Raw genomic sequence first — 17547 nt, forward strand, 5'->3', positions numbered from 1 at the left:
GGCGAATCATTGCAAGGAGATTTGACAGTTTTGTGACGGTTCCGGATTTATTTCGTTGCGATGACACTTTATTGACCGTCTGTCAGCAACCGTTCAAGAAGCGTCTGGGACAGCCGATTCAAGGCACCAAGAACCGAGTTGAATCGCGGTAGTTTTGATGACAGGGAAGTCGCGGCGTGCATGCACCCTTTCCCTTGAGTCGAGGCTTTTCCCGGATGAATGTTTTGCGTACTTCCCTCAGAGCACAAATTCTGTCCCTGCTCGGTGGCAGCCTGTTGGCGATGTTATTGATCGCCCTGGCGTGTTTCAACTTCCTCTCGAACGGCGTGCAGAGTTACCGCAGTTTGATCGACGGACCTTTACTCACTTCACAACTGATCGACGAAGCCAACCTGCAATTCAAGGTGCAGGTGCAGGAATGGAAAAACGTGCTGCTGCGCGGCAAACAACCTCAAGACATGGAGAAATACTGGGGCCAGTTCCAGGACCGCCAGCGGGATGTGCAGGGGATTCTCACGCGGCTGGTGAGCCATACAAGCGAAGACCCGGCGCTGAGCCGGCGCATTGAAAGCCTGCGCCAGGAGCATCAACAATTGGGCGTGGCCTATCAGAAAGGGCGCGACGCCTACATCGCGGCAGGCGCCGAACCGAGCGCCGGTGACAATGCGGTCAAGGGCGTGGACCGCGCCACCAGCGAGCAGATGAGCGCGTTGGTCAGTGATTTGCGTGAGCAAGGTGCGAAGCAGTCTCTGGCCATCAGCGTCTACGCTGAACGCACCGTGATGGCGGGGCTGGCAATCATGTTGTTGTCGGGGGTGTTGATCGGCCTGTTCAGCCTGTGGCTGATCAACCGCAACCTGATCCTGCCGATTCGCGGCTTGATCGACTACGTGACTCAACTGAGCCACGGCCGTTTCGCCGAGCGTGTTGCCAGCCGCCGCCAGGACGAGTTGGGCCATCTGGCCGCCGCCGCCAATACCCTGCGCGATTTCCTGGCCGAAACCTTCAGCCGCTTGCAACGCAGCGCCACCGACCTTGTCAGCGCCAGCGGCGAGTTGAACTCGATTGCCGGGCAGATGGCGACCGGCACCCATGATCAATTCAACCGCACCGATCAGGTGGCCACGGCGATGACTGAAATGTCCGCCACCGCTCAGGAAGTGGCGCGCCACGCGGCCAGCGCCTCGCGTGCTGCGGATGAGGCGGATCAATCGGCGCGTGAAGGCGGTGAAGTGATGCGGGTCACCATCGCCACCATCGGCCAGATGCGCGATGAAATCCTCAACACCGGCACCATCATCCGCCGCCTGGAAACCGACAGCGTGCGTATCGGCAAAGTATTGGAAGTGATTCGTGGCATCGCCGAGCAGACCAACCTGCTGGCGCTTAACGCGGCGATCGAAGCGGCACGCGCAGGTGAGGCCGGGCGTGGGTTTGCGGTGGTGGCCGATGAAGTGCGCAGCCTGGCGCAACGCACGGCGGCGTCGATTATCGAGATCAACCAGATCATCCACGCGGTGCAAACCGGCGCGGTGGACGCGGCCGAGGCAATTGTCAGCGGCCAGTCGTGCAGCGATGACAGCGTGGCGAAGGTCACCCAGGCCGGAGCGATGCTTGCTCACATCACCGAGGCGGTGGAGGCGATCCGCGATATGAACCGCCAGATTGCGACGGCCGCAGAAGAGCAGACCTCGGTGGCCGAGGACATCTCGCGCAATATCACGCAGATCACCACCGTGGCCACGGCCAACATGGACAACGTGCAGCGCACTGAAGCGGCGAGCCTGAACCTGCGTGGGTTGTCGAGCGAGCTGAATGAAGTGACGGCGCGTTTGGGCGCTTGATCAGGTTGTCGGCAACCTGAACGTAAAGACCGTGCCGTGCTGCTCGGTGGTGGACACACTCAGCTCACCACCGTGGGCATCGGCAATCTGCTTGACGATATACAACCCCAGGCCAAGGCCGGCTTGCGGCGTGTCTTTGACCGGGCGTGCATAGGGCTGAAACAGGCGGGGCAGGGCCTGCTCGTCGATCTGGCCGGGGTTTTTCACCGTCAGCGTGAAGTGGTCTCGATCGACGTACGCCGTGACCTCCACCGGGCCGTCGTGGCGGCCGTGGTGCATGGCATTGGCCACCAGGTTGGAGAGCAATTGCGCCAGCCGGTCGCGGTCGCCGCGCACGCCCCGCAGGTCGCCGATGTCGGCATAAATCAGGCGTTGCGGGTGGACGCTTTGCACCTCGGACACCACATGCTGCAACGCATCCTGCAAATCCAGACAGTCGCTGCGGTGCAACGGAATGCCACTGCCCATGCGGCCCCGGGCGAAATCCAGCACGTCTTCCACCAGCTGTGCAGCACGCTGGCCGCTGGTGAGGATGTGCTGCACCAACGGGTCGGTCGCGGGGTTGGGATGTTTGCGCAGCAAGCGCTCGGCGCCGAAGTTGATGGCGAACAGCGGGTTGCGCAAGTCATGCCCGAGTACCGCGATAAACTGCTCGCGCAGTTCGGCGGTGCTGCGTTCTTCCTGCAAATCCTCTTCGGTTTTCTGCTGGCTTTCTTCCGCTTCAATCTGCAACGACAACACCCGGGCGAAGGACTCCATGGTTGACTGGATCGTGCTGCTGCGCAGTTGTGCGGGGTTAGGGTCCAGCGCGCAGATCGTGCCAAAGAAGCGGCCATCGGTGCGAAACACCGGCACTGAAATGTAGCTTTCGAATTGGTAAATGCGCGGGGTGTGGTGATCGCGGTACAGCGGGTCTTCGCTGGCTTTGTCGATGACGATTGAGAGGTGCGAGCCGCGGATTTCGTGGCAGAGGGTGGTGGTCAGGTCCAGCTCGCCGCCCACGCCGAGGCCGAACTCCAGTTGATCGAGTACCGCGCAGGCGGTCCAGGTGTCCTCGGTTACGCGGGCCACGGCGGCAAAGCGCAGGCCGGTCATGTCACTGATGACCTTGAGCATCGCGGGTACGGCGCTGATGCGGCCAATGGTGGCGATGTCGGCGGCTTTTTGCCCCATGGCGTATCTCGATCTGTAAGGTGCTGGCGAATAGCCAGGGATTTTAGCGACCTTACAGGCTGTAGGTGTAATTTCATTCTCCTTAAAGGTGTTTTTCCCATAACTGGCTGACGAGCGTGCATAAAAAAACCGCGCCACTCGCAAAAGTGGCGCGGTTTTATTGGCGTTTGGCTTAGGTATCTTGCTTGTTTTCCAGCACTTCACCGGTCTTGGCGTCGAGCTTGAGGTCCCACTTTTTGCCGGTGGTGTCGGTCAGGTCTGCTTCGTAGACCAGGCGACCGGCTTCGTGATCCAGCTCGGTGTCAGTGATGGTTGCGCCTGGGTGTTTGGCCAGGGCCGCAGCGTTGAGTTTCTCGAACGCCATCACGTCGCCGGATTTGAGCAGGGCGGGAATCTGGTCCGGGCGGACATCGGCCTGGGCCAGGCCGGCAGTCAGGGTCAGGGCAGTGGCGGCGAACAGGGCGGTCAGGGTTTGCATATCGTGTGTCCTTCTGGGTGAGCTGTTTAAGTGGGCTCAGGTTAGCCAGCGCAACTTAATTCACGCTTAATTGATTCAAAGGGTTGCGCCGTTTGTTCAATCCGCCCGACGCGCAGGCTTCGATACTGGAGGCTCACGTCAAGGGAGGTTGCAATGAAGCGATTAGTGGGCGGGGTCTACGGGCCGGTTTTCCTGACAGGGTTCGTCGGCTGGAGGCTGTGGGCGCAACTGCTGCTGGCGATCGTGATCGCTGATGCAGGCATCACCTTGATGCATTACGCCAGCCATCGCATCGGCCCGCTCTGGCGTTTGCACGCGGTGCATCACAGCGTGCAACGGCTGTACGGTTTCAACGGGTTGATGAAACACCCGCTGCACCAGTTGCTGGAAGCCACGGCGGGCCTGCTGCCGTTGTTGCTTATGGGCATTGCGCTGGAGGTCGCGAAGCTGCTGGCGTTGGCCATCGCGGTTCAATTGCTGTTGCAGCATTCCAATGTCGACATGCGCCTGGGGCCGCTGCGATGGGTGTTGACGGCACGGCCATCAAGGTTGACCGTGACGGGCCCGGTGGGGCAGAGCATCAGTTGATGGGCATAGTGAGCATGGGGCGCAGTGCGCCCCGGCTCGCCGAGGATCAGGCTGTAATCGCGCCCCAACCAGAGGCGGCCTGACCACTCGGGTTTCACTCAGTAGCCATTGTCCTTCAGCAGGTCCTGAACGCTCGAGGACGGCCAGCGCTTGTAGAACTTCAGGAGTTCGGCGGCGCGGTTGGTGAAGATGCCGTCGACGCCGGCCTTCATCACTTTCTCGAAGTCCACCGGCTCGTCCACGGTGTAGACATGCACCAGCAGGCCCTTGTCGTGGGTCAGCTTGTTCATCTCAGGCTTCACCAGGTCGGTGTAGCTCTGGTCGCCATGGTTCGTCAGTTCGGCCGAAGGGCCTGTGCCGATGGCGCCGAGGCTCTTGGCTTCGTCGACCCATTTTTCGAACTCGGCGGCGTCTTTGGGCTCTTGCTTGGCGTAGTAGGCGGCCTTGGTCGGTTCACCGGATTCGGCGAACGTCTGGGTGGATTTCGGCTCGATGCTGCCGGCGCCTACCCACAACAGCAGGATTTTCGGGGTGTTGGGCATTTCTTTTTGCAGCTCTTTCAAGCTGTCTTTCTCGAACGTCTGCAATACAACGCGGCCTTTACCCTGGCCGACGCCGGTGTTGCTCTTGCCCAGTTTGGAGCCGGCCGAGCTCAACCAGCCCTTGTCCAGCAGCTTGTTTTTCAGGTCGGCTTCGATGCCCGGGAACTGCTTGGGCTCCTTGGTCTCGATGTACAGGCCCGGTTTGTGCTGCGGGTTGCCTTCGGCGATCTTGATGATTTCGTCCAGGCTCTGGATTTTCAGGCCGACGAACGCCGGGCGGGCACGGTCCGGGTAGGCGGCGTTGAACCAGCTGCCGGCGTCCAGGGTGCGCAATTCGGCCCAGGTGAACTCGTTGGCCGGGGCGTCCTTGCGCTCGGGGAATTTGGTGGCCACGTCGGTGGTGCGTTGCAGGTTGTTGTCGTGCAGGGCGAACAACACGCCGTCCTTGCTGCGCTGCAGGTCCATTTCCAGGTAGTCGGCGCCGAGGTCGCGGGCGAGCTTGTAGGACGCGGCGGTGGATTCGGGGGCGTCGTAGGAGGCGCCACGGTGGGCGATGACGGCCGGGTACGGAATGCCTTCGTTTGTCGCCAATTCAGCGGGGCTGATCGGGTCGGCGGCCTGTGCTTGGGAGAGGCCGAGCATCAGTGCAACCAGCAGGGCGCTCTTGGTAAACGTGACAGGCATAAGCGAAGTCCTTTCGTGGAGGTAACTTTGAGAAGGCGTCCTTTTTAACAATTGATTGCGAAAGGCGCTATCACCAAACCGACATTAACGTGCGCACGGCCCATATTTCTTGGTTTTTTTGCGGTTCATTGCAGTACTCTTGACCCAAGCTGCCCCGTTAGAGGGCAGTAATTTCTGCCACGCGTGTAAACCATCTTTCCAGTCCCGGTGGGACTTTTCAGTGAGGTTTACCATGCGCATCACTTCCGAGCTTATCTGCCAGGCGGCTGACAGACTCCAGGGTTTCGTCGGCCTGAACCGCAAGACCGGCCAGTACATCGTGCGTTTCAGCGAAGATTCTTTCGGCATGGACGTCGCCGATGACGGCATCATTCCTACCGCTGAGTTTGTCTGGCTGCCGGCTGCCGAGCACAGCATGACCTTGGCGCGCGAGCGTATTCAGTTGCTGCTGGACCAGAATATCGACGATCGCCTCCACATCACCGAGCCGTTGCGCGTGTATATGCGCCGGGTAGAGATACCGCAGATCAGTGCGTTGCGCAGTTTGGTGAGCTAGACAGGATGCTTTTCCAAGGCAAATGAAGATCAAAATGTGGGAGCGGGCTTGCTCGCGAAGGTGGTGTGCCAGTCGGTACATTCATCACTGATACACCGCCTTCGCGAGCAAGCCCGCTCCCACATTTTTTAGACCGCGTTAAAACTGTAAGCCCGTTCCACCTTACACACGCGTGTCTGAAACGCGGCATACCAGGTGGCGCGGCCCTGCTCGCGAACGGCGCGGTGTTCTGCCTGCTGTTTCCAGGCCAGAATCGCCGCTTCGCTGGCCCAATAGGACACGGTGATCCCCAGCCCATCCTCCCGCGCCGACTCCACCCCGAGAAACCCCGGCTGCGCTTGCGCCAGTTCCAGCATGCGCAAAGCAGCCTGGCCGTAGCCTTGATCCCCGTCGGTGCGCAATGAGCTGAAAATCACTGCGTAGTACGGCGCGGCGGGTGTGTTTGCGATCATACCGACACCTCCCGGCACGCCTTGAGCAGCGCAACTGCCAAGGGCGGCGTGATGCCTTTGAGGGCTGCGCGTTCCGGCTGAAAGAGGGTGGCGACGAAAAACGGATGATCCAGTAACTCTATGGCGCGCAGATCACCCGCCGAGTCATGGCCGCTGGGGAACAGGTCGGCTTCAAGCAATGCGGTGGCGAACTCGGGGTTCATGCCGTAGCGGCAACGATACCCTTCGTGCACGTCCAGAGTGCCGTAGGCTTCGGCGATGCGGGTGTAGGGCACCAGCCGCACGCTGTCGGTGGCTTCCACCAGTGCGCAACTGAGCGGCGTGATCACGGCGCGCTTGGCGCCCGGGGCCAGTTCGCCGTGTTCGGCATCCGCCCAGCCCAGCACGTTGCGGGCATATTCCAGTACCGCATGCTGAAAGCCGCCGCAGGTGCCGAGGAAAGGGCGGCGCTGTTCGCGGGCAAATTGGATGGCCCGCAGTGCACCGTCGGTGTCACGGTAGGGGCTGGCGGGTACGCACCAAAAACCGTCAAAGCGGTGCAGCGGTGGGGTCGAGGTGATCGTGTCAGTGTCGAGCCATTGCAGGTGGACGTTCAGTTCGAGGCTGTCGGCAGCCTGTTGCAGGGCCACGGGAATGGCTTGGTGAGCCGTCACGTCAGGGTTGTAGTCGCCGATCAGGGCGAGGTGTAGGGCGGTGCTTTTCATCGTGTGCATCCCATGGCTTGTGGTGTCCTGGTGCGCACTATAGATTGGCGTTCACGCAATCAATATTGGCATTTTCCCACATGCTTAATGCAGCCACGCACTATCAAATGGATTACGCCGACCTGTCACTGATTCTCGCCCTCGTGCGCGGTGGCACGCTGGCCCGGGCGGCGGCGTTGTTGCGCGTGGATGTGTCGACCGTGTTCCGCGCGGTGCGGCGGCTGGAGGCGGCGCTGGGCCAGACGCTGTTTGAAAAAAGCCGAGCCGGCTATCTGCCCACCGGCTTGGCCAGCAACTTGGCGCTGCAGGCCGAACGCGCGGAACAAGCTCTTGAAGCCGCGCGAATTGGCGTGGAGCAGGGCGGTGAAGTGATCAGCGGCACGGTGCGCCTGACCTGCACCGACTCAGTGTTGCAAGGCCTGTTGTTGCCGGCCCTGGCGCAGTTCATGCCGGCTTACCCGGCGCTGACCTTGGAGTTGAGCACCTCGAATGATTTCGCCAACCTCAGCCGCCGTGATGCGGACATCGCCCTGCGCCTGACCAAGACACCCCCCGAGCATCTTGTAGGGCGTTGCCTCGGTGTTGTGACATATCAGGTGTGCGCCAGTGCAGCGTTCGCACGCCAGCACGAAGGCCGAGCACTGGCCGAACTGCCCTGGATCGCGCCGGATGATTTTCTGCCCGATCACCCCACGGTGGTGTGGCGCCGCGAACACTTGCCTGGCGTGCGCCCCAGCTATCGTTGCAACAGCATGTTGTCGGTGACCGAGCTGGTGCGGGCAGGGTTGGGCGTGGCCGCGTTGCCGGATTTTCTATTGGGCGAGGGCTTGCAGACGCTGGGCCCTGCGTTGCCGGGGCGGGATACCGCGCTGTGGCTGCTGACACGCCCGGATTGCCGGGCACTGCGCTCAGTGGTGGCGCTGTTTGATGAGCTGGGCCGGCATGTGCGCATGAAAACCTGAGCATTCCACTGTTCAAGGTGAGCGCGGCGTGTGTTCAGGGTTTTCGCACGAACTGATCATGCATTTCGCACGTCAGGGTTTCGATGCGCTCTGTCAGTTGCTTGGTCATTTCCGTCAGGCGAGTGTTCTGTTCCAGCAATTCCAGCAGTTGCCTGGTGGTCTGTTCTGCCTGGGCCTGACGTTCGGTATTGGCAATGGCCAGGGCTTCGCGGTGTTGCGCATCCGCGTCGGACTGCGCTTTATCGCGCGCCGCCTGGCGCGTCTGGGCCAGCAGAATCAGCGGGGCGGCATAGGCCGATTGCAGGCTGAACGCCAGGTTGAGCAGGATGAACGGGTACACGTCAAAGTGCGTGACGCCGGTGATGTTCAGGACCACCCACAGCACCACGATGGCGGTTTGCGCGCCGAGGAAGGTCGGCGTGCCGAAGAAGCGCGCGAAGGCTTCAGCCTTCAGCGCGAACGTGTCGTTGCCAAACGTCGGCGCCAGGTGGGCATGGCCTCGGTGGAAACGCAGGTGGTCAACAGGGGCAGCGTCTGGCTTGTCGGAGGTCATGGCGGGCTCGAATCCTGGGTGTGAAGTCAGTCAGCACTATAGACCGAGCCCCCGGGCCGGACACATGAAGATCGGGTCAGCCGTTGCCGCGCTCGTTGGCAAATGCGCTGACCGCCTGCACGGCTTCACCGGTGCCTTCGCGAATTTGCAGGATCACCGTGCCGGCCTGGTTGGCCAACTCGACGCCTTGGGCGGCGCGGTCGCGGGTGCCGTCCATACTGTCGATGGCCTGTCGGGTTTCTTCCTGGATCATCGCGATCATGCTGGAAATTTCCGCCGTGGAGCCACTGGTGCGTGCCGCCAGTTGCCGCACTTCATCGGCCACCACCGCAAAGCCCCGGCCTTGCTCGCCCGCGCGCGCAGCTTCGATGGCGGCGTTGAGGGCCAGCAGGTTGGTCTGGTCGGCAATCCCGCGAATGGTGTTGACGATGGCGGTGATCTGCTGCGAGCGCTCGCCGAGCTTGGCGATCAGCTGTGACGAACCGTCAATATTGGCCGCGATTTCGCGCATGCCACTGGCGGTTTGCTGGATCACCTCAGCGCCTTTTTCGGCGATGTCCCGAGTGTTCAGGGAGATGTGATACGCCTGGGCGGCGCTCTGGGCGTCGGCGGCATGCTGCTGCACGCGGGCCGTCACGTCGGAGGCGAATTTGACCACTTTGCACAGTCGCCCGCTGGCGTCGTACACCGGGTTGTAGTTGGCTTCGAGCCACAGTGTCTGGCCATTTTTGTCGACGCGTTCGAATTGGCCGTTGAACAATTCTCCCTGGTTCAGACGTTTCCAAAACTCGCTGTAGGCTGCACTGTTCGCCAGCTCCGGCTTGCAGAACAGGCGGTGATGCTTGCCCTGGATCTGTGCCAGGCTGTAACCCATGCGCTGCAGGAAGTTGGCGTTGGCCGTGATGATGGTGCCGTCGAGGTTGAATTCGATCACCGCCATGGCGCGATCGATGGCGCCAAGCTTGGCATTGGCTTCACTTTCGGCTTGCAGGCGGGGCGTGACGTCCATGGCGTATTTCACCACTTTGATCACCTGTCCCGCCTCATCGCGCACCGGGTTGTAGCTGGCTTCCAGCCATACCGATTGGCCGTCGCCGGCCACGCGCTCGAACGTACCGGACTGGAACTGGCCGTTGCGCAGTTGCGTCCACAGCTGGTTGTACTCGGCGCTGCGGGCGAAGGCGGGTGTGCAGAACATCCGGTGAGGCTGGCCGACGAGCTGTTCGCTGCGATAGCCCATGGTTTTGAGGAAGTTGTCATTGGCACGCAGCACATTGCCTTGCAGGTCGAATTCGATCACCGCCATGGAGCGCTCGATGGCGTCCAGCAGGCTGGCTTGCTGGGCGTTGGCGTGTTGCAGGGTGTTGATGGTTTTTTTATGGGCGTTGAATAGCATATTCGTGAGCTCGGGCAAGCACGCGTCTGGGGGTATCCTTGTATGGGCGCCTGCCCCCGTAGGGCATGTGGCCGTACGGTTGACGTGCTCATTGTCAGCTTCCTGATGCTGACAGAGGGGGGGAACAACGGGTTCAGAGTCGCGCGGCAGACGAGAAGTTCGGCCCCTTAAGGGACCTTTTTAAACCGGGGCGACCAATGGCGGCATTATGCTATTCCCGCGTATTTCAGTCGGAGAATTCAGACGAGATGTCGTAGGACGACTCAGGCGGAATGGGCCACGACGTAATCGCTCACATTGACCCGGTTGCGTCCGGTGTCTTTGGCGGCATAAAGCGCACGGTCCGCGGCGTTGAGCCACATGGCGGCATCGCTGAAGAAGGGCTGGAAGTCCGCGAGGCCAATGCTCAGGCTCACGCGCAGCTCAGGGATCTGCGGGTTGCGGTAGTTGCTGAAGGTTTCGCGCATCTGCTCCATGATCAGCGCGGCTTCTTCCAGCGGCATTTGCGGAAGAATCACACAGAACTCATCGCCGCCGTAGCGTCCGGCCAGGTCGTTTTCCCGCAGGTGCTGACGCAGTTCCAGGGCTAACTGGCGCAGCACTGCGTCGCCGACAATGTGGCCGTAGGTGTCGTTGATCTGTTTGAAGTGGTCGATGTCGATCAACGCAATCGTCGCCTGGCCGTTTTGCTGTTGGCACTTATGGAACTTGAGGTTGAGCAAATCCTTCCATGAGCCATGGTTAAGCAGGCCCGTCAGGCTGTCGATGCGGCTCAGGGCACTGAGTGCGCGTTTGTGTTCCGAAAGCTTGATCGCCAACTGATAGCAGACCATGCCGATGGCCATGGGGTAGAGCGTCAGCATCGGCAGGCAGCTATACACCTGAGTGAGGCTGACGTTGGGGTTGAATTTAACCCCGAACAACCCCCATGCCACACCGATACCGGCGGCCTGTGCCAATAGCCCGCGCAGGAACAGGCGCTTGCCGCCAGCCGCGACGTTGTTCATGGTCATCATCGAGAGGATGGTCACGGCGGTCAACGGTGTGAACTGCGTGGCCGCCGCCCAGAAACCGCCGAACAGCGAGTCATAGAGCAGGTTGCGTTGTTCGGCCAGATAGGGGAATTGCGAGCGGGCGGAGAGCTGATAGGCCACATGCGCCCACACATAGCCATTGAACAACAGGAACGCCCAGACCCAGGCCGGCATCGCCAGAGGGTAGAGGGCGCCGACGACACTGATACAACCGATACCCAGGCCGATGATCCTTGGCTTGTAAATGCGCCTGGCAAATGAAAGCCCTTTGCCTCGTCTGTTTTCCATAGTGTTCCGGGTCAGCTCTTTTTTGCAGATACGGCAGCGTGCGTCAGCGGGTAGAACCGTTGATCGGATAATAGGTGTGAATATTGTCAGTTATTCGCGTGGGAATAATCAGTGTCCTTCCAGGCCATTTGCGCAGCACAGCGTGCGAATACGCGAAAAACGACCTGGAATGTCGTGCATGCAACAGGTTTTTACTGGGGGCGGGGCGTAGTGACTTCGTAGCCAGCGAGGAACAGGTCGATGGCTGACTCGATAACGCTGGCCTGGGCGGCAGCGTCGAGGGGCGGTTGGCCGAGGGTGATCTGGGGCCAGAACGCGAACGCCTTGAGCAGGCTTTGTATCTGATGAGCGGCGAAGGCCGGGTCGGTGCAGGATAGCCGCCCATCTTCCTGGGCCGCGCGGACCCATTGGGTGAACCCTTCTTCGCGTTTGCTGAGCCGGTTGACCATGTCTTGCGCGCGTTCCGGCGAGTGAATGGTGGCGGCAATGGCTACGCGGGCCAGGTCGAGGAAGTTGGCGTCCGACATCATCTGCATCTTTGCCGCCAGCAACCCGCGCAGCTGGTCGCGCAGAGGCCGCTCGCTGGTGTAGCTCACATCAAGCTGGGCGACGCTGCTGGCCCACAGCTGGTGGAGGATTTCTGCAAACAGCTCTTCCTTGCTGGGGAAGTGGTTGTACACCGTGCGCTTGGACACCCCGGCAGTGGCAGCGATTTTGTCCATGCTGGTGACCTCGAACCCGTTAGCCCGAAACTCGGCGATGGCAGCGGCCACAATGGCTTCGCGTTTACGGTCGGTGAGGCGCAGAGGTGCAGTCATGTTTGGCTCTAGAAGGAAATTACACTCGGTAGTTTACTTGCTCCGGGTTTTGTTGCAATCTAGAAACTACACTGTGCAGTGTAATTTGTGTGTGCAGTGTAATTTATGAGCGGACCCCAGGAGTCACTCTGCAATGGCCACCATTTCAACCCGTCTCGACCCAGCGCCTGCGGCACTCAAGCCTGCCGAGCAGGAGCAAGGGCATTTCAGCAACGATGCGCCGGTGCAACACGGCGGCTTTGGCAAAACGTTGCGTATTTTCTGGAACATGCTGTTCAACAAGCCGCGTACGACCCGGCCGGTGGGTAACATCCCGGTACAGCCCTTGACGCGTGAGCAACTGATGGCTGCTCCCGATCACAGCGTGTTCCGCCTGGGGCATTCCACCGTATTGTTGAAAATGCGCGGCAAGTTTTGGGTCACCGACCCGGTATTCGCCGAGCGTGCTTCGCCGTTCAGTTGGGCCGGCCCCAAACGTTTCCACCAGCCGCCCATCAGTCTTGAAGAGCTGCCTGCGCTGGAAGCGGTGATTCTTTCCCACAACCATTACGATCATCTTGACCGTAACGCCGTCATCCAATTGGCCGACAAAACCCGCTACTTTCTCGCGCCTCTGGGCGTTGGCGATACCTTGATCAAATGGGGTGTGGACGCCAGCAAGGTGCGCCAGCTGGATTGGTGGCAAGGCACCGAAGTTGATGGCATCCGCTTTGTCTCCACCCCGGCCCAGCATTTTTCCGGACGTGGCCTGTTCGATGGTAACCAGACGCTGTGGTGTTCCTGGGTGATGATCGACGCGGGGCGGCGGATCTTTTTCAGCGGTGACACCGGGTATTTCGACGGTTTCAAACGTATCGGCGAGCAATACGGCCCGTTTGATCTGACGCTGATGGAAACAGGTGCTTACAACGTCGATTGGCCCCACGTGCACATGCAGCCCGAGCAAACCTTGCAGGCCCACATCGACCTCAAGGGGCGCTGGTTGTTGCCGATTCACAACGGCACCTTCGATCTGGCTTTCCATGCCTGGCACGAACCGTTCGACCGCATCATGGCGCTGGCTTGGGAGCGCAATGTGTCGATCACCACGCCGGCCATGGGCCAGGCGTTCAGTCTGAATCAGCCCGATCGCGGGCATGCGTGGTGGCTGGAAGTGGAAACTCAAGGCGCGGAAGAACAGGTCGCGGGCTGAGACAAGACCATCCTGAAAAAAGGAGTTTTCAGCGTATTTCAGCCCTGCGACAAACGTCGGACGAGGGTGCGATGATCCCGCGAATTTTATTTTCGGGGGGTGAGTTCCGATGGACAGCGATTGTAGGAAATATTGGCATTTGGGCATGCCTTGCCCTGCAAGGCATTCGCAGTCCTTAACGGAGGACACACCAGCCTCAAGCGAGGCTCAAACCTGCAATACAGGCCCGCGCGCTGCTGTGTTCAGTGCCGAGAGCCGTGAGAGCGCCGCGCCTGTTCCCGGCTACAACGTGTTGGCTCCCCACATCAGAACGGCGCGCGACCCGGCGTTATCACTGATCGCTTTAAGTGGTATAGACCCGACAGACTCTGTGATGGTTGAGGTTCCGCTGGTGTTGAACAACACAACCGTCACCAACGCTCAAACGCTTTCGGGGTGGCGTATTGGCTTCGCTGGGCGCTATGTACAGGGAGACCAAGTGGCACTCGTTGAGCATACGGCGGCGTTTTTTCGAGCCCTGGAAACCCTGCGCCACGTCGGCGCGCAACTGGTGCCGGTGGACGCACGACGTGGAGACATAGCCTTTCAATTTGAGCTTCAAACTCACAATGAAATCGATGACCTGGTAAGTGTGCATGGGCTTGATGCCTTGGTGTCTGACGGTCAGAGTGCTGCATTTCATAACGCATGCAGAAACGGTTATCCCTCGTTTTGTGAAGTGCTGGAGGATGGCACGAAACTCTGGATGTATGGCGCGCGGTGGTCGCGTGATGCGTTGCCGACGCTGTTGGAGGCTTACCGAAAGGCGCGAACCAGTACACAGCAGGGTATGTTGAACCCCCTTACGCAGTGACTTTCAGCGCGCTTTCGGCGAACCATCAAAGGCGATGCGGCGCGCCTTTCAACGGCAGGCCTGAGCCTCTCACGGTTTACACTTAACGCGGAGGGGCTGCCATGACGTACAAAATTCACATACTGGGCGCTGCGGGTGCAGGCACCACAACCTTGGGCAAAGCCTTGGCTGAACGCCTCAATGTCGCCTATTTCGACTCCGACTATTTCTTCTGGCAACAAACCCCAGAGCCCTTCACCGTCCCTCGACCCAAAGATGAACGCATTCGCCTGCTGCAGGAACAAAGCGCCGGTCTTCAAGGCTGGGTGCTGTCCGGTTCATTGTGTGGCTGGGGTGACGCCATGATCGAGCAATTCACCCATGTGGTGTTCCTTCGGCTCGATCCGCAAGTACGCCTGCACCGCCTGCAACTGCGGGAAGTGGAGCGCTACGGCGATCAGGCCCTGGAAGGGGGAAGCCGCCATGAAAACAGCGTCGCGTTCCTCGCCTGGGCAGCGCGTTACGACGGCGGCAACCACAGCCTGCGCAGCTTGCGCCGGCATGAGAGCTGGTTGAAACCGTTGAGCTGCCCTGTCATTCGGCTGGACTCTACGCACCATTCGGTTGAGGCGTTGGTGAGTCAATTGCTGCCGCTGTTGAACCCATCAGCCGAGAAATGATGCTGTGTGCGGCAGGTTCGGCTGCGCGGGTGTCAAACCTGCGCGCGCTCATGCCCCACCCCGGCGCAAACCCCGGGAAAAACACCAGCCCTTCAGCCTCCAGGCGAAACGCCAGAACCAGGCGGGTTTCGTCTTCCACGTCTGCATTGCTTTCAAAACGCTGAACCGCTTCCACCGCCACACCGGCCTTGTGGGCCAGGTCTTCGCGGCTCCAGCCCAGCATTGCACGGGCTTGTACGCTGTGTTTGGCGGTGAATTGATGCAGGACGATCTGCTGTTCTACGAAAGAGCTCATTGCCAGGGAGGACATGGGGTTTCTCCAGGATTCGACGAGGGAGGCAAAACTATACTGTGTTTTTGTACAGTTGTTTTGACCGTTCATCAACTGGATCTTTGCCGACCCGTTATTCCACCCCCGGGGCCTCCCGGATGATCAGGTGGTCGAGGTTTTCGATATTCGCGCTGAATACGCCAAAGGTCTGCTCGGGATTCTTCTTGCTCGGTACCTGCCTGAGTTCAGGCGTTACCCCGTAGAAGAAGCAATATAACGGCTTTTCACTGTTCACCGCCGCCTTGATCTGCTCCAGGAAGGCCGTGCGCTTGCGGTAGTTCTCGATGAGTTTTTTGCTCAGGTAGACGTTGACCGAGTAAGGCTTCTTGTCGAGCCACACTTTCTTTTCGAAGTCGATGCGAAAGCTTGCGGTGTAGTCCTTGATTTCCTTGATCTTGCCCCAGTAGATCAGGCCCTTGTTGTCTTGCAGGTATTCGATCTTCTTGAAAAACGCCAGGTAGGTGGCCGTGTGCTCACCGATCTTCAACGGCATGCGCTTGAGCTTGTCCTTGTCATCGATATTGGACACGTAGCATTCCACTGGGTGGGCAAACACGCTGGTTTTGTCCGGAGTGGTGTCGCTGGCGCTATGGGAAGATACGACGCGATTTGAAGGCGTTTTCATTAGATCTTGTGGGGCAGAACCCTCAGTAACGACCACGGTTTTTTTACGTTCGTACTGACGCCGCGTCAGTACGAATTCAGACGGGAAATTTTCCTCGCGCCCGTCGTCACTTTCGTCAGCTGCGTTCTTTTGAGTACTGGCATAGCGGCAACCATCGATGTGCCGGGTGCCGGTTTTGTTCTTGAAGTGGGGCGTACGCAGGTAATTGACGTTTTTCGCGTTGAACGTGCTTAACGTATTACCGGTATCGAACGCTGCGCGGCATTCGTCGTTGGGGCACAGGAAGCTGTCATTGTCGGAATCGAAGTCGGCGGTTTCGTCGAAATTCAGGTCTCGTACGTCGTAGATCGACAGCTTTTCGTCGAGACTCAGGCTGTAGGCCGTGTCGAATTTCATGGGGCTCGGGTCCGTGAGATGGATAGCCGGATAGTACGCAAATATGTGCCAGCAAGGAGAGCAAAAAGATGTGGGAGCTGGCTTGCCTGCGATCGCGGTGGGGCAGACAGCTGCAATGCTGAATGTGCCAAGGCTATCGCAGGCAAGCCAGCTCCCACATTAGAGGTGCGACGCAGGGCTTGCAGCTACCCGCCGCCCCGCCAGAAAGCACAACGTCCCGCCCACCGCCGTGAGCCCGCTCAATGCAAAGAACATCGCCGTCGGCGCTGCATTGATCAACAGATAGCCACAAATCACCGGGCTCAATGCCCCGCCAAAGGCCGCCAGGTTCTGTGCGCCGTAGTAACTGCCGCGCAGCGATTCGGGGGCGAGGGTGTCGATGAACAGGAATTCAGACGGGAAGATGATCATCTCGCCCAAGGTAAACACGAACATCGCTAAACACCACGACAGCAAGCCGTCAGCCTGGCTGAAACCGACCAGCCCGCAAATGAATAGCGCAGTGCCCAGCAGTATCCAGTACCGCAGTTGCTCGCGCTTCAGGAACCGGCCGATTTGGTATTGCAGCAACATCACGGTGATTGCGTTACACGCCAGGATGGCGGAAAGGATTTTCAGCGCATCATCCGGGTTGTGCACCACCAGCAGAAATTGCGACAGATACAAGGTGTAGCGGCCATACACGATGGTGCTCAACAGGCTGCCACCGGTGAACAGCACCAGGCTGCGGTCGTTGCGCAGGGTTTTCAGGGTTGTCAGGAAACTCAGGGGTTTGGTGCTTTCATCGCGCCGGGTGGGCGGGATGCCGATCATCAGGAACACGCTGGCAAACGCAATGGCGCTGGACAGCATGAACGGCAGCAGCGGCATCTGCCCGGCAATCACCACGCCGACCATGGGGCCGGTGGCATAGCCGATGTTGGTGAGGGTATAGCGCAGGGAAAACACCTTGGCGCGCTGGTCCACCGGCAAGTTCTCGCTGATGATCGCCTTGGAGCCGATCAGGAACAGTGCCGACGCCGACTCGGTGATCACGAGGGTCAGGGTGGTGAGGTAAAGGTTGGTGGCAAAGGTCAGTAACAGAAAACCGATGGAGCTGGAGAGCATGGCCAGGATCAGCAGCTTGCGTTTCTCCATGCGGTCGATGACGTAGCCGCCATACAGGCCCATCAGCGTGGCAGTAAACACCGCGATGCCCATCAACAAGCCGATGTCCTGCTGATTAAGGCCCAGGCGTTTGCTCAGCAGCAGGGTCATCAGCGGGCTGGTCATGGCCCGGCTGATCACGATGGTCAGCGAGCAGATCATCAGGCGGCGGATTACCAGGGAATAGGTGGCCACGGTGGGGCGAGCGTCCTTGTTATTTCTCAATACAACACAAATCAGGAGTGAACACAGATCAACTGTGGGAGCTGGCTT

At 59.8% G+C, this 17547-nt stretch carries 18 protein-coding genes and 2 pseudogenes; 7 read left to right on the forward strand and 13 right to left on the reverse strand.

The window, feature by feature from the left end; all coding sequences use genetic code 11:
* Window positions 1-215 precede the first annotated feature (215 nt).
* Window positions 216-1844: a methyl-accepting chemotaxis protein gene (locus AB4P94_RS13275; RefSeq protein ID WP_395610895.1), complete on the forward strand. Its 1629-nt coding sequence runs from the start codon at window positions 216-218 to the stop codon at window positions 1842-1844.
* Here AB4P94_RS13275 and AB4P94_RS13280 read toward each other — a convergent pair whose 3' ends face one another.
* A complete protein-coding gene (locus tag AB4P94_RS13280; protein ID WP_395610896.1) occupies window positions 1845-3017 on the reverse strand; it encodes an ATP-binding protein in 1173 nt (390 codons plus the stop codon).
* A gap of 172 nt (window positions 3018-3189) precedes the next feature.
* A complete protein-coding gene (locus AB4P94_RS13285) occupies window positions 3190-3495 on the reverse strand; it encodes a PepSY domain-containing protein (protein ID WP_395610897.1) in 306 nt (101 codons plus the stop codon).
* A gap of 207 nt (window positions 3496-3702) precedes the next feature.
* Between AB4P94_RS13285 and AB4P94_RS13290 the strand changes: the two are divergent.
* Window positions 3703-4038 (forward strand): annotated as a pseudogene (locus AB4P94_RS13290) (sterol desaturase family protein); the annotation flags it as partial.
* Here AB4P94_RS13290 and AB4P94_RS13295 read toward each other — a convergent pair.
* Together AB4P94_RS13295 and AB4P94_RS13300 are read right to left on the reverse strand one after the other, a co-directional pair.
* Window positions 4032-4181, reverse strand: a pseudogene (locus AB4P94_RS13295) (AraC family transcriptional regulator); the annotation flags it as partial. The pseudogenes AB4P94_RS13290 and AB4P94_RS13295 sit on opposite strands and share 7 nt — an antisense overlap.
* A complete protein-coding gene (locus AB4P94_RS13300) occupies window positions 4182-5309 on the reverse strand; it encodes a glycerophosphodiester phosphodiesterase (protein WP_395610898.1) in 1128 nt (375 codons plus the stop codon).
* Window positions 5310-5541: 232 nt separating this feature from the next.
* Here AB4P94_RS13300 and AB4P94_RS13305 point away from each other — a divergent pair, with 232 nt between their 5' ends.
* Window positions 5542-5865: a DUF2025 family protein gene (locus AB4P94_RS13305; RefSeq protein WP_395610899.1), complete on the forward strand. Its 324-nt coding sequence runs from the start codon at window positions 5542-5544 to the stop codon at window positions 5863-5865.
* A gap of 128 nt (window positions 5866-5993) precedes the next feature.
* On the opposite strand, the gene AB4P94_RS13310 is transcribed toward AB4P94_RS13305, so the two are convergent.
* Both AB4P94_RS13310 and AB4P94_RS13315 read right to left on the reverse strand, forming a co-directional pair.
* Entirely contained in the window at window positions 5994-6317 is a 324-nt protein-coding gene (locus AB4P94_RS13310) for an antibiotic biosynthesis monooxygenase family protein (protein ID WP_395610900.1), read from the reverse strand.
* Entirely contained in the window at window positions 6314-7021 is a 708-nt protein-coding gene (locus AB4P94_RS13315) for a CTP synthase (RefSeq protein WP_395610901.1), read from the reverse strand. The genes AB4P94_RS13310 and AB4P94_RS13315 overlap by 4 nt, the downstream gene beginning before the upstream one ends.
* 80 nt (window positions 7022-7101) lie before the next feature.
* Between AB4P94_RS13315 and AB4P94_RS13320 the strand changes: the two genes are divergently transcribed.
* Complete coding sequence (locus tag AB4P94_RS13320; protein ID WP_395610902.1) at window positions 7102-7983, forward strand: LysR family transcriptional regulator; 882 nt, start codon at window positions 7102-7104, stop codon at window positions 7981-7983.
* 34 nt (window positions 7984-8017) lie between these two features.
* Here AB4P94_RS13320 and AB4P94_RS13325 read toward each other — a convergent pair whose 3' ends face one another.
* The 4 genes from AB4P94_RS13325 to AB4P94_RS13340 all read right to left on the reverse strand — a co-directional run bounded on the left by AB4P94_RS13325 (window position 8018) and on the right by AB4P94_RS13340 (window position 12072).
* Window positions 8018-8536: a DUF1003 domain-containing protein gene (locus AB4P94_RS13325; protein ID WP_395610903.1), complete on the reverse strand. Its 519-nt coding sequence runs from the start codon at window positions 8534-8536 to the stop codon at window positions 8018-8020.
* 76 nt (window positions 8537-8612) lie between these two features.
* Window positions 8613-9932: a methyl-accepting chemotaxis protein gene (locus AB4P94_RS13330; RefSeq protein ID WP_395610904.1), complete on the reverse strand. Its 1320-nt coding sequence runs from the start codon at window positions 9930-9932 to the stop codon at window positions 8613-8615.
* 263 nt (window positions 9933-10195) lie between these two features.
* Window positions 10196-11254 (reverse strand): diguanylate cyclase, encoded by a 1059-nt coding sequence (locus tag AB4P94_RS13335; protein ID WP_395610905.1) that lies wholly within the window; start codon window positions 11252-11254, stop codon window positions 10196-10198.
* A gap of 191 nt (window positions 11255-11445) precedes the next feature.
* Window positions 11446-12072, reverse strand: coding sequence for a TetR/AcrR family transcriptional regulator (locus AB4P94_RS13340; RefSeq protein WP_395610906.1), 627 nt, complete (start codon window positions 12070-12072; stop codon window positions 11446-11448).
* Window positions 12073-12205: 133 nt separating this feature from the next.
* On the opposite strand from AB4P94_RS13340, the gene AB4P94_RS13345 reads away from it, so the two are divergent.
* From AB4P94_RS13345 to AB4P94_RS13355, 3 genes are all read left to right on the forward strand, one after another.
* Entirely contained in the window at window positions 12206-13264 is a 1059-nt protein-coding gene (locus AB4P94_RS13345; RefSeq protein ID WP_395610907.1) for an MBL fold metallo-hydrolase, read from the forward strand.
* A gap of 109 nt (window positions 13265-13373) precedes the next feature.
* Window positions 13374-14117 carry a hypothetical protein gene (locus tag AB4P94_RS13350; protein WP_395610908.1) on the forward strand — a complete coding sequence of 248 codons (744 nt, stop codon included), beginning with the start codon at window positions 13374-13376 and terminating at the stop codon, window positions 14115-14117.
* Between the two features lie 101 nt (window positions 14118-14218).
* Window positions 14219-14776, forward strand: coding sequence for an AAA family ATPase (locus AB4P94_RS13355; protein WP_395610909.1), 558 nt, complete (start codon window positions 14219-14221; stop codon window positions 14774-14776).
* Here the strand turns inward: AB4P94_RS13355 and AB4P94_RS13360 are convergent.
* From AB4P94_RS13360 to AB4P94_RS13370, 3 genes are all read right to left on the reverse strand, one after another.
* The gene (locus AB4P94_RS13360; protein WP_395610910.1) at window positions 14706-15086 is read right to left on the reverse strand and encodes a multiprotein-bridging factor 1 family protein; all 381 of its coding nucleotides are present in this window, start codon (window positions 15084-15086) and stop codon (window positions 14706-14708) included. The two genes, AB4P94_RS13355 and AB4P94_RS13360, sit on opposite strands and share 71 nt — an antisense overlap.
* A gap of 94 nt (window positions 15087-15180) precedes the next feature.
* On the reverse strand, window positions 15181-16128 hold the full coding sequence (locus AB4P94_RS13365; protein ID WP_395610911.1) for a hypothetical protein: 948 nt from the start codon (window positions 16126-16128) through the stop codon (window positions 15181-15183).
* 159 nt (window positions 16129-16287) lie between these two features.
* Window positions 16288-17469, reverse strand: a complete 1182-nt coding sequence (locus AB4P94_RS13370) for an MFS transporter (protein ID WP_395610912.1) — start codon at window positions 17467-17469, stop codon at window positions 16288-16290.
* Window positions 17470-17547: the final 78 nt, after the last annotated feature.

Source organism: Pseudomonas sp. B22129 (assembly GCF_044218875.1).
In the GTDB taxonomy this organism is placed as follows: Bacteria; Pseudomonadota; Gammaproteobacteria; order Pseudomonadales; family Pseudomonadaceae; genus Aquipseudomonas.